At 53.3% G+C, this 12541-nt stretch carries 10 protein-coding genes; 3 read left to right on the top strand and 7 right to left on the bottom strand.

Annotated features, from left to right (window positions below):
• Positions 1-54 precede the first annotated feature (54 nt).
• The 6 genes from NLU14_RS18150 to prpD form a co-directional block, all read right to left on the bottom strand.
• Positions 55-969 (bottom strand): P-loop NTPase family protein, encoded by a 915-nt coding sequence (locus NLU14_RS18150; RefSeq protein ID WP_275709205.1) that lies wholly within the window; start codon positions 967-969, stop codon positions 55-57.
• Entirely contained in the window at positions 969-2495 is a 1527-nt protein-coding gene (locus NLU14_RS18145) for an XrtA system polysaccharide chain length determinant (RefSeq protein ID WP_275709202.1), read from the bottom strand. Before NLU14_RS18145 ends, NLU14_RS18150 begins: the two co-directional genes overlap by 1 nt.
• A gap of 57 nt (positions 2496-2552) precedes the next feature.
• Positions 2553-3197 (bottom strand): XrtA/PEP-CTERM system exopolysaccharide export protein, encoded by a 645-nt coding sequence (locus NLU14_RS18140; protein ID WP_275709200.1) that lies wholly within the window; start codon positions 3195-3197, stop codon positions 2553-2555.
• Between the two features lie 59 nt (positions 3198-3256).
• Positions 3257-4669: a TIGR03013 family XrtA/PEP-CTERM system glycosyltransferase gene (locus NLU14_RS18135; RefSeq protein ID WP_275709197.1), complete on the bottom strand. Its 1413-nt coding sequence runs from the start codon at positions 4667-4669 to the stop codon at positions 3257-3259.
• A 187-nt stretch (positions 4670-4856) separates the two neighbouring features.
• The gene (locus NLU14_RS18130; protein ID WP_275709195.1) at positions 4857-5579 is read right to left on the bottom strand and encodes a PEP-CTERM sorting domain-containing protein; all 723 of its coding nucleotides are present in this window, start codon (positions 5577-5579) and stop codon (positions 4857-4859) included.
• 157 nt (positions 5580-5736) lie between these two features.
• Positions 5737-7221, bottom strand: a complete 1485-nt coding sequence (gene prpD / locus NLU14_RS18125) for a 2-methylcitrate dehydratase (RefSeq protein WP_275709193.1) — start codon at positions 7219-7221, stop codon at positions 5737-5739.
• 387 nt (positions 7222-7608) lie between these two features.
• Between prpD and NLU14_RS18120 the strand changes: the two genes are divergently transcribed.
• Positions 7609-9240: an FAD-binding oxidoreductase gene (locus NLU14_RS18120; RefSeq protein ID WP_275709191.1), complete on the top strand. Its 1632-nt coding sequence runs from the start codon at positions 7609-7611 to the stop codon at positions 9238-9240.
• A gap of 96 nt (positions 9241-9336) precedes the next feature.
• Entirely contained in the window at positions 9337-10176 is an 840-nt protein-coding gene (locus NLU14_RS18115) for a PEP-CTERM/exosortase system-associated acyltransferase (RefSeq protein WP_275709189.1), read from the top strand.
• Between the two features lie 133 nt (positions 10177-10309).
• Here NLU14_RS18115 and NLU14_RS18110 read toward each other — a convergent pair whose 3' ends face one another.
• Entirely contained in the window at positions 10310-11143 is an 834-nt protein-coding gene (locus tag NLU14_RS18110) for a THxN family PEP-CTERM protein (protein WP_275709187.1), read from the bottom strand.
• 561 nt (positions 11144-11704) lie between these two features.
• Here NLU14_RS18110 and NLU14_RS18105 point away from each other — a divergent pair.
• A complete protein-coding gene (locus NLU14_RS18105; RefSeq protein ID WP_275709185.1) occupies positions 11705-12424 on the top strand; it encodes a PEP-CTERM sorting domain-containing protein in 720 nt (239 codons plus the stop codon).
• The last annotated feature ends 117 nt before the right edge of the window (positions 12425-12541 follow it).

Genomic DNA, 12541 nt, shown 5'->3' with positions numbered 1-12541 from the left:
AAAAGGCCAGCGCCGATGGAGGTAACCCACCGGATCTTCCCTGATCCGTGCACATCATCCATTGATTACGGCTCCTACAAACTTTTCCGGGTTAAACGCCTGGGCAGCGTTCTCTGCGGCAGTAGCCGTAATTTTGCCGTGGGGCACCACCAGCATCGAGTAGTCACACAGGTCACCTAGAATACGGGCATCCGGTGAGTCGCTGATGGGCGCAGTGTCCAGAACAATGAAGCGGTCCGGGTAACGGCGGCGAATTGCCTGCAGGAATTGCTTCATGCGGAATGAGGTAAAGAATTCCGCCGGCGTCTCCCGCTGGCTACCAGCGGGGATCAGCCTCAGGCGCGGAACGCCTGTGGGATAGATAATCCGCCCGATGTCGTAGTCCGAGTCTTCCAGGAAATCCGTCAGGCCGGTTTCCGCAGCCAGGTCCAGTTGTGAATGCAGCGTGGGGTGGCGCAGGTTGCAGTCGATGATCAGTGCGGTTTTGGATTGATCAAAGGCAAACGCGGCCGCGAGGTTGAGGGCCATAAACGACGTTCCCGCCCCTTCGCAAGCTCCGCTGACAACCATGGTGAAGTTGTTGCCGCCTGACAATTCCAGTAGTTTGGTTCGCAGGTGACGGAAGCGGTTGACCAGCTCCCGGTTCTGGGACTCCGGATAGATGATGCGACGCTCGTCCATGTCGTCACGGGTGAGCCGACGTGGCTCCTGCATCTTGACGATCTGCTTGCTGATAACATACTTGTCGACAGCACCCGGGCCCAGCTCCAGGGAGCTTGGCACCAACATACGGGAGTCTTCCCAATGCGAAAACTCGCTGCTGTGGCTGCTATCCGGGGTGCTACCCCTTGTTTGCAGGTCCCCCGTCCGTTCATGCCCGTTGATATCTGAAGCCTGCGTTCTTTTCTCGCGGGAACGGGTGCTCGCTTCCATCTCTTCCTTATCCCTGTCCTGTTTTTGCTCTGTCATCAGATAACTCCCATCAGAGCAGCACCAGCAACACCACCATAGGCAGCTACCACCAGTACGGCGCATACAGAGACTGCAACGGTTAACCAGCGGTCTTTACGTTTCTCGTAAGGTGTTCGTACGTGAGGGATTTCTGCCAACACCGGCAGACCAATACCGTCTTCAAGCTGCTTACGAGCCCTTATACGGGGATCAATCTGTAGCACTCCAGCCGCCAGGCCAAACGGAGCCAATGCTCCGAGAATCAGGCCAACTGACGCAAACAGCTGGAACTTCGGACCCACTGGGCCCAGCGGATACTGAGCGGTTTCATTGATGCGGAAATTCAGGCCCTGGCCTTCAATGTCCAGGTGCATGGATACCCTGGCTCTTTCACGGCGTTTGAGTAGGTCGTTGTAGATTTGCTCGTTCACTTCCATATCCCGGGTAAGCTCGGAATACTGCGCCTTGTTCTCCTGAATGCGCTCCATGCGTTTTTCCTGCTCCGCGATCAGGCCCTCAAAGGAGTTGATGCGTGATTCCTGGGTACGGATGTTGGCGCGGGTTGTGGCGAGCTCGGCACTGATGTCCTGGTACAGAGGGTTGACCAACTGGTCGCCTTCACTGGCGACCCGGTCCAATTCACCGCTCTGCGCAGCCCTGTCTCGCTGGTTTCTTAACTCTGCAATCTGCTCCTTCAATATAATGATGTCCGGGTAGGTGTCGTGGTAGCGCAGCCGCATCTCATCAAGCTGGGCTTCCTTTTCGCGAATTCTGCGGGTATAGGCATCGGCCGTCCGGCCCTGGCTAAGCATGGGTTCAATGTTCTTTAGCTCGGACTCCAGAGAGTTTGCGCGCGCAATCAGTTCAGTACGCTCCAGCTCGGCAAGTTCCAACTGCCTCCGCAGATTCGCCATTCTCGAATTCGCTTCAGCTTCTGTTCCATCGACATTCTCTGAGAGGAACTTCTTAAGCTTTTGCTCGACTTCGGTAAGGATGGCTTCGTAGCTTTTAACCTGCTTGTCGATGAATTCATAGGCGTTGCGGCTTTCCTTGCGCTTGCTCGCCGAATTCTCGGATATAAAAAGTTGCCCCAGCCGTTGCGCGATGCGAAAAGCCTTCATGGGAGACTCGGAGGTGTAACCAATACTGAAGTAGCGATCTCCACGGGGACGTACATTCATGTTGGTACGAAGCATGCCGATTCTGCGTTCCAGAGCCTCGTCACCGAGCTGCTCCGCATCCTGGCCGAAGATATCCTTATCCTTGGCAATCTGTGACATTACATCCCTGGACCAGAGCATTTCCTTGGCCACCGACGTACGCTCGCTGATTTCGGTGGTGACGGCACTGCCTTCCATGAGAGGACGAATAATGTTCTGGTCATCCACAAATATCACAACCTGAGAGTGATACTTGTATGGCCAGACAAACCCCGCCCCCAGCACGGCGAAACTGACAATGGCAAACAGCAGGAAGGCCAGCCACTTGCGTGACCGGACCTCTCTGATCATTTCTGTAGGGAGCTGACTTAATGGAAGTGCCATCTATCTTACCTGTTAACCGGTTCCGCAGTTTGCGTCAAAAGGCGGTTGTAGCTGATCTTAGAAATTTCTTTCCGGCACGGTCAGGATATCCCCGGGCCGCATCCGGTAATTGGTGGACACATCGCCTTCGCTGAGGATATCGTCCAGACGTACTGGAATGGCCACCACTTTATCGCCCACTGAGCGGTAGAGCATGGAATCGTTGAGCTTGGCGAACGGATTCGCCCCGCCGGCGCTCAGCACCAAATCCAGCACCGTCATTCCGGACCGATGGGGCACGGAGATGGACTGATTGACCGCTCCGGTTACCCGTACACGATCGCTGTATTCGTGGCTCCCCATGGACTTGACCACAACGGTGACCTGGGGTTCACGGATATAGCTCGCCAGGCCCAGCTCGATTTCGTTAGCGAGCTCTTCCGGCGTTTTACCGGTGGCGTGTATATCGCCAATGAGAGGCATGGATACCTTGCCGTCCGGGCGCACGGGAACACTGATGCTGAGATCCTGGTTACGCCAGACCGAGATCTGGATTTCATCGGTGGGGCCGAGCACGTATTCGTCAACACTCGTGGATGTCTGCAGGCTAAGGGCTTCGTTAATGGCTTCCTGCGAAGATGACTGAGGCCCCGCACAACCTGCAACAAACGCTACCGCCGTCAGGGAGATCAACAGTCCCCGTGGTGAATACTTCGATGACATTGTCATTCCTCTCTGATTCCGTATCTGTTTCCATGTCTCGGGGAGAGCAGGTCCCGAAACTACCTTGATCCTTTCTTGAACAATACCACTTCTACTGTCTGAATTATAATCAACAAATCCAGTAACAGGCTTTGATTCTTGATGTAATAAAGGTCGTAACGGAGCTTTTCCCGAGTATCCTCTTCGTTATCCGCATAAGCAAAGCAAAGCTGGGCCCAGCCGGTCAAACCCGGTTTGACGCGATGGCGCTCGCTGTAGAACGGGATTTTCTCGGAGAGCTGCTCCACGAACACCGGCCGCTCCGGGCGCGGGCCCACGAAAGCCATGGTACCGTTCAGTACGTTGAAGATTTGTGGCAGTTCGTCAATTCTGACCTTCCGTATGAACTCGCCTACCCGTGTAACCCGGGCATCGTTCTTGCTCGCCCACACGGCGCCGTCTTTTTCGGCATCCGTTCTCATGGAGCGGAATTTATGGACCTTGAACACACTGCCGTTGAGCCCCACCCTTTCCTGGCTGTAAAAAATGGGCGCCTTCATGCCATCCTCAATCTTGATGGCAATGGCAGTTAGAAGCATCAACGGCAGACCGGCCAACAACAAGGTGCCAGCCGACACTAAGTCCAGGGAACGTTTGCCAACCCCGAACACAGATGAAACAGTGAATCCATCGGAGAACACCAGCCAGCCACGGGTGACCATTTCCAGGGCCACTTTTCTGGATTCCCGCTCGTAAAAGCTGGCGCCGTCGACAATCCGCACACCTTCCATTTTGCACTCCAGCAGGTCTTCCATGGGAAGGCCTTTGCGGCGGTCGTCCACGGCAACCACGATCTCATTGACCGGGTGTTTAATGATGTACTGCTGGAGCGTGGTGGGAATGTTCAGCAGGTAATCTTCGCTGATTTCAACCGGCTCGTCCGGCAGGGGCACGAAACCAGTCAGGATAAAGCCCTTGCGATTGAATGGGGTTCTGAGGTCTTCGTGAATCTGCCTGGCGCGAAAACCGGCGCCCAGAACCAGCACCTTCCGTTTGAAGGTGTCCTTGCCTACTGTGGCGAAAAACAGTGAGCGGACGATGCCCAACAGGAAAAAGCCGAACACAGACCCTGTTGTCAGTGCACTGCTGGAGCCGATATACCACAGCCAGTCTGTTGCGAGAAGATAGGCAAAACCGCACAACGGAACACTTACAATAAGTGCCATGATGGTGCGGAGCATCATACCAGACATACCTTCTTCCAGGCGGGACTGGTGAACGCCCAGTGCCACCATCACCAACAGGTTCATTGCCGAAAATACGATGGCTGAAGGCAACAGGAAATTCAGGTTTTCGAGAAAGAAGGAAAAATCACCGAAGTAACGGAAGAACACGGCAAGGGCAAAGGCAAACGCCAGCACCAAAAAATCAATCAGGCCGAGGATGACATACGGAAGGTGGATATAGTGTCTGAACAATCTGACGTGGGCCACGCCAACTCCTTTTGCTGCTCACAACAATGAAACAACGCATCCAGTGCGTTTACATACAGCGTTATATGAACAGCAGTGTACTGTAAATTTCTGTAACTGCAATCGCCAGCGAACTAAACGAGCCGTTCGAATGTAAAAAAAACTGACAACCTGGCCCTGGGTTGTCAGTTTCCTTCTTTAGCCAGCGTTACGCTTGCTTACGTCTGCGGACCAATCCAAACCCTGCAAGCCCAAGACTGAAAAGCGCCAGTGTGCCCGGCTCTGGAACTGCAATAATGCCTATGGATACATCGTCCAGGCCATAGCCGTCATCTGGGTTATTGGAGAAAATGGAAACGTTTCCCAACCCTGCAGCATCAAACAATGTGATGTAGAAAATACTTCCGTTACCCAAAGCAGACCCGAAGATATCGTCGAAATCGAAATCCACGCCACCGATCGAGAAGCGACCACCTGCATCGTTGGGGTCCGTCATGTAGAAGCCCATGGCGTTGTAGCCCGCAGCCGGGGCGATCTTCATCTCTTTCGCATCCATGCTATCCAGCCAGTTATCACCGGACACTGAATAGCGGCCGCCGAAAGGTGTTGTGCCTGCAGTCAGAATCGACAAGCCAGCATTGCAGTCATAGCTACCACTATCACAAAGACCGCCGGAACCGGCTACTTCTCTGCTGAAGGAACCCACACCGGCAACGGAGTTGATTAGGGGGGCTTGTGCTCCGGGCGTATAACTGCCGGATTCGAAATCTTCTGTAAGATAACCCCCGTCGAGAGATGCCAGGAAGGCAGTCTCCGCCTGACCAGCGGCTGTTGAGCCTTGGGCGCTAATGGAAAAAACAGGCGTTGCACTTGCCCAGGAGCAGGCACCCACGAGCAGTCCGGTTGCGATAATTCTTGTTACTTCGTTCATATCAGTACTCCATTGATCTGATGTAATTCACGTGCACTGGAGTACCGGTTGCATGGCTCGTGCCAAAAACATAATCGCTTATATTTCGGTCACTTATGAAACCCCATTTTCCGGTGTGTAAATTTAACCGACATAGTGTAACTTTTTAGTATCAGTGTCATATCACGAAAAGCTCAACAAATTCGTGCACGGGCGTACCTTCCAGCGCCTTCTGGTTCTTGCAGACCTGGAATATCCGCTCGCAGCGCTGGCCAGGAAATCGGGTGGCGAGATTGTTGTGGAACTTGTCTTCCAATAGCGGAATCCCGTCCTTTCTCCGGCGACGGTGGCCGATAGGGTATTCAACTGAAACGTTGTCCGTGCTGCTGCCATCCTTGAAGAACACCTGGATGGCGTTTGCGATGGACCGTTTGTCTTCTTCAAGATACTCGCGCGTGTACTTTTCATCTTCCACCACTTCCATTTTCTCACGAATCCTGTCGATGATCGGATTGGCCTCGTGGAAGCTGTCTTCATAGTGCTCCGCAGTCAGGCTGCCAAAGATCAGAGGTACCGCTGCCATGTACTGCAGGCAGTGATCCCTGTCTGCGGCGTTGGCCAGCTTGCCCTGCTTGGAGATAATGCGGATGGCGGACTCGTGGGTGGTGATTACAATACGATCGATCTCGTCGAGGCGGTCTTTTACCTGTGGGTGCAGGGTTACTGCCGCTTCCGCCGCTGTCTGGGCGTGAAACTCCGCCGGGAAGGAGATTTTGAACAGGATGTTTTCCATTACGTACGAGCCAAACTCTTGTGGTAAAGAAAACTGACGCTTCCCTTCCGGCTTAAGCTCCTGGTCTCTATTGGTTTTGCTGAACAGAACATCGTAAAACCCCCATTGAGGTGCCGTGAGCACCCCCGGGATGCCCATTTCCCCCCTCATCGCGATGTCTGCGAGGCGCACTGCCCGAGACGTGGCGTCACCTGCCGCCCAGGATTTGCGGGAGCCTGCGTTGGGCGCGTGACGGTAGGTTCGCAGTGCCTGGCCATCTACCCAGGCGTGGGACAGCGCCGACAGCAATTGCTCTCGGTTAGCGCCCATCAATTTTGCAGTTACCGCTGTCGAGGCCACTTTGACCAGCACTACGTGGTCCAGCCCTACCCGATTGAAGGAGTTTTCCAGCGCCAGCACACCCTGGATTTCATGGGCCAGGATCATGGCTTCCAGTACGCTCTTCATGGTTAGGGGTTCCTTGCCTTCCGCCACCTTTTTCTGGGAAAGGTGGTCAGCCACGGCAAGAATCCCCCCCAGATTGTCGGAAGGGTGGCCCCACTCGGCCGCAAGCCAGGTATCGTTGTAGTCCAGCCAACGGATGATGCATCCGATGTCCCAGGCGGCTTTTACCGGGTCCAGCCGAAACGATGTTCCGGGAACGCGAGAACCATGGGGAACAACCGTTCCTTCAACTATGGGCCCCAGATGTTTGGTGCATTCCGGGAACCGAAGGGCCAGCAGGCCACAGCCCAATGTGTCCATCAGACAGTTTCGGGCGGTATTCCAGGCCTCTTTATTTTTTATCCGGTAGTTAAGAGTGTAATCGGCAATCGTCTGTAAGAGGTCGTCATAGTCGGGGCGTTCGTTGAGATCAAATGTTGCTGACATTGAACTGTTCTCCTTATCTGAAGTTCCTGTATATATGTATATTTAACATACATAACCATAACAACCAATAGTTTTAAATAACTATATTTTTCAGACATTTAATAATAAGTGCTCACTTGAGTATAATTCAATTACTTTTGTTATCAGGTTATAACATAAATAAGTTTAATTTTTTTTAATAAACAACCCCCGACACATCCCTCTTATTTCACTTCAAATGCCTGTTTTCAATTCAGTTCCTTAGTGCAATTCATTTTCAAAGTCGTAATGGTACGAGATGGTCTTCCTGGCCCTATCTCCCCTATAATTCCGCCCTAATGATGAACAACCCGTCAGCAAACATTAACGAAGCATTTATTACCTCATCAATTAACCGTGGAAGCGCCAGTGAATAGCTCCTCTACAGAATCTGCCATTGCCGAATGGGTCACTATTCTGGGTGAATCCGGAGTGGTTAAGGCTGGCGCAGCGGATTATGGCGCCTCCACTATAGGAACGAAACGCTCAATTCCGGCTGTACTCCGCCCAGCGAACCGGGACCAGGTGGCAGAGGTTCTGCAGGTCGCGCAGCGGTGGCAGGTCGCCGTCTACCCGGTGAGCACAGGCAATAACTGGGGTTACGGTAGTGCCAACCCGGTCGAAGAAGGCTGCGTGATCCTCGATTTGAGCCGACTTGACCGTATTTCCAATTTTGATTCCGAAATGGGCGTTATCACTGTTGAGCCCGGTGTCACCCAGGGTGCACTGAGGGACTTTCTCGACCAAAATGATGGCGATTACCTCGTCCCGGTAACCGGCGCCGGGCCCACCTGTAGCATTCTTGGTAACGCCCTTGAGCGGGGTTACGGCATCACGCCAATTACCGACCATTTTTCGGCGGTGACAAAACTAGAAGCGATCCTGCCCGACGGCACCCTTTACCGGACGTCGCTCAGCGAACTTGGCGGTGCGGAAGTAGATGGGCTCTTCAAATGGGGACTCGGCCCTTATCTCGACGGGCTTTTCAGTCAGGGAAACTTCGGCGTGGTAGTGAGTATGACCATCGCCCTTGCGCCGGCCCCCGAAACTGTTACTGCGTTTTTCTTTTCCATAAAAGATGACGCCAGACTGGAAGCCCTGATACCTACCGTCAGAGCTGTGTTGCGTTCGCTCGGCGGTTCAGTTGTGGCGATTAACCTGCTCAACAGCCAGCGTATGCTCTCGATGATGACGCCGTTCCCTGAAGACAAGGCGGTTAACGGCGTTCTGCCCGCTGACGAAGTAGACAGTCTTGCCAATAGCCATGGCATTCCCGCCTGGAGCGGGGTTGGAGCGATTTATGCCCCCAAGGAAGTAGCCCGAGCGGCCCGACGCACGCTACGGCGGCTTCTCGGGCCAGTCACGGACCGCCTAGTGTTCATCAACCAACGGAAAGTTAACACGGCGCGGCGTATTGCAGGCCTACTGCCTGCCAGACTGGCGACACGGGTTAAGGGCATGGCGGATACGCTCTCGGGCGCACTGGAGATCATGCATGGCACTCCGAATGACGTTGCGTTGGCGCTGGCCTATTGGCGCTCAGGTAAGCTGCCCGAGCCGGGGCAACCGAAAAATCCCGCACGCGATGGCTGTGGGCTCATATGGTTCGCGCCCCTGGTTCCGATCCGGGGAAACGACGTTCGCCGCTATATCGAGATGATTGAAAGAATTTGCCCACAGTACGGCGTTAACCCGCTCATTACATTGACGACGATAAACAACCGCTGCTTCGACTCAACCGTTCCCCTGCTCTTCGATCGCCGGGACGAGGAGGCGACAGCACGGGCTAACGAATGCTACCGCGCACTGTATGAAGCCGGGCAGAAAGAAGGTTTCCTGCCCTACCGTCTGAACATTGACGCGATGGGCATCCTGAATACCGGTGACTCTGCTTTCTCTCGACTTGCCAGTCAACTGAAAGCAGCAGTCGACCCGAATTTTATCCTGGCGCCCGGGCGGTACATACCAGGATCAAGCGTTCCGAGGTCTGATGAGCTGTAACCTCGATTCACCCGTAGTACGCCGTCGGTTGAAACCATAACGGCGATTTTTCTTCGGCATAACAGCCCACGGAGCGGGATAAATGAGGATATAGAGATGCACACAGGGTTTGCACTTCAGCACGAAATAGAAAACACAATAAACCAACCGACTCAGGAAGACGTCAGTACTATTTTCAACTCGGTATTCAATGTCGAGTTGGCGATGTCTCCAGAGGCGATTAACGAGGTCTTCGAGGTTCGGTATCAAGTTTATTGCATCGACCGACCTTTTGAGGACCCCGATTGCTTCGCTGATAGACGCGAGCACGATGTGTACGACCCGCGATCCGCGCACGCCCTGATCCGACACCGGATAACGAGAGACAGCGCCGCCACCGTTCGTCTCGTTATGTCGGGCGATAATCCAGAAGACGCTGAATTCCCCATGGAAGCCCCCTGTCTCCATCGGATGGATCAGCGTGCGCGGAACGCATTTGCAAGCGTACCTCGCGAGCAGGTCGCGGAAATATCCCGGATGGCGGTCAGCCGGGAGTTTCGGCGGCGCCTCAATGAAGATGAATCAGCCTCCGGCACGAGCGATTTCGTCTGCTACAGCGATGCGGAGAATGGCAAACGCGCCATGCCTTATATCAGCCTGGGGCTTTTCTCCGCCATCCTCCAGATGTCGGTGAGGTACGGCATCACCCACTGGATGGCAGTCATGGAGCCTGCACAGCTGCGCCTGTTGAAGCGATTTGGTGTGGAATTTGATCATGTGGGACCGGTGATTGAGTACCACGGCCGGCGCCGCCCTGCCTTCACCGAAGCAGCGTCACTGATTGATGGTATCAAGAGGCGTCGTCCGGATGTCTGGTCGCTGATTACTGACGACGGGCGATACTTGCCGGCGAAACCGACTACCAACTACAAGGCCGATGAGAGAGAGGTTGCCTGATCCGCACCAAGAAGTGGTTCTAAGTTGTATTGAGCACTTATGGCTTAGGGAAGATCCCATAGTAGAAAGCCCCCGCTTTACGGCGGGGGCTTCTTTTTGCGCATTTCATCTAAACATTAGAACTGTTCAGATGTTATGCCTTTGCTGCTTTTCTCCTGCGTGACAGACCAAGTCCGGCAAGACCCAGGCCCAGCAGTGCCAGGGTGCCTGGCTCAGGTACCTTTGAAGCGGTGATCCGGAAACTGGAATTGAACTCGTTCAGAGCGTCCTCTTCAGTCAGAAGACCAACACATCCGATTTGAGCTCCCGCCTCTAAACAGGCGTTGTCGCCCAAGACGGAAAGGCCAGCCAGCTCAAGAAACACTGTATATTTGTAGTCTTGAAGGATGAATGACGAAACGAACTCAAAGCCGCCGTCACCCGTTGGCACAGCACCCAGATCGTCAAAGTTGTCGATGGTGAAAATGTCATCGCACCCGGAGGTTGATGCAAAACCACAGTCTGCAGGGTTATCCCTGTTGAGCGTTTCACTAAAGAAGCTCATGAAGGTAATAGAGGTCGAAGGTAAGGCTGGGCCAGCAGGATCAGTCGGGGTCAGCGTCAGCGTGGAAGTCAGATCGAAGCCTGTCAGCGTGATATAATCGGCACTGATAATATTGTTATCATGGGTAAATGTTCCACCCGCTTTGGCGGCCCCATTGGTCATAAGGCCAGTACCACCAACTACATCTTCGATCGCAACAGACGACCGTTCCTCAGCATCATCGCCGCCCCATGACACCAAATTATCACCGACATTAGTGGTGCCGTCGTTGTCACCATCTGGCGCAGTGAAAGTCACATTGGTGAAGTTGCTGTCGACATCATAAGCCCACTCGTTGATCAGGTCCGCGCTGGCTACTGATGCCCCAAGGGCAAAGGGTACGACAAGCGTTGATAAAAGCGTTCTTTTAAGTGCAGTTTTCATAATTATCTCTCCTTGATTGTGAGCGCTGGCAGCTGAAATTCAGGCAAGCAGGTCAGCGGTATATCCCTATAGGCATAAGCCATACCATGTATTAAAAGTTTTTGTATTTAAACAACTTAGATTTAATAATCGATTGTTGTGACGAGGCAGGTGTAAGCATCTTCGACACCGGATACGCTGAAATACATCGCCTTTAAGGCCATGTGTGTTTTAGGGAGTATTTAAATGGGTTCAATTAGAACAAGAACGTTTAAACAGCTCATTTTATAGTTATTTCACTATTAAAAACGCGTTTCAACAGCAGACTAACGTCCAGGTGCGTAAATTATCCTGACGCCAGGAAAGCAAAGCCAGGGTGTAACCCGTCAAGAAAAGGTGTTGAGTTTTTATACACTTATTGTCTCAGATACGTTACACCCAGGAAGCGGAAACTGTTACCCATCTGTTTTAGATGACATATTTTCTAACTGGTATTTTTCTTGCTCAAACGCCTACCGCGTATCGCAAATCAGGCGATGCGCTGTACACATGGAAATCTGTGAAAACCAAGGAGAACGAAACATGAAAGGATTTAACAACAACGTGTTTGCGGGCCTGGGCCTGGCCCTGGCAATGGCCGGAAACGCCTATGCAGCGCCCATAGTCAACGTAAGCAATACTGACGGTGACCTCTACGACACAGACGCATTGACCGGTTTCCAGACCGATGGTTCAGACATGGACGGGATGGAAGTGACCACCTGTTTCGCCAGTGCCGCCTGCGAAACCGTAACATTTGACGGTACCGTAGGTTCATCCAGTTATGGAGAAGCCATAGGCAGCGGCTGGAGTCTCTCTTTCAGCGGTGATACTTTCAGCTCGCCGTTTACGTACAGCACGGATCAAAGCATAACCAGTATCCTGCTGAACGGCCGCCCGGGTAATACGATATTTGATATCGTTAGCAGTAGCGCACTTTCACCGAACTCGGCCCAAGGCACACCGTTTACGCTGCAGAATTCAGGCGACCTGGCGGACGATGCAACCGTAAACGTCGAATACTCCGACAAGCTGTCCATCGGTGGTGTGTTCTACGACGACCTGTTCACCACCATGGCGATCGACTTCGGTGGCAGTCTGTTCTCAGGCATGTTCAGCTTTGTATCGGACACCGACAACAATGACTTCGCTGGCGGTAGCCCAATCACTCCGACCAATCCGGTACCAGAACCCGGCACACTGGCCCTGATGGGCCTGGGCATCCTGGGCCTCGGGCTGCGTCGCCGTCGCTCCAGGGTTTAAACCTGATTGTCGGATTACGCTTTGCTAATCCGACCTACGGTAAGCCTGCCCCTTGAGTGCCGTAGCCGCTTGTCGGATTACGGCCCTTTGGGCCTAATTCGACCTACGTCAGAGTTG

Source organism: Marinobacter iranensis (genome assembly GCF_029207565.1).
Lineage (GTDB): Bacteria > Pseudomonadota > Gammaproteobacteria > Pseudomonadales > Oleiphilaceae > Marinobacter > Marinobacter iranensis.
Note: the sequence above shows the minus strand (reverse complement) of the source record. Positions and strands in the feature narration are given on the sequence as shown.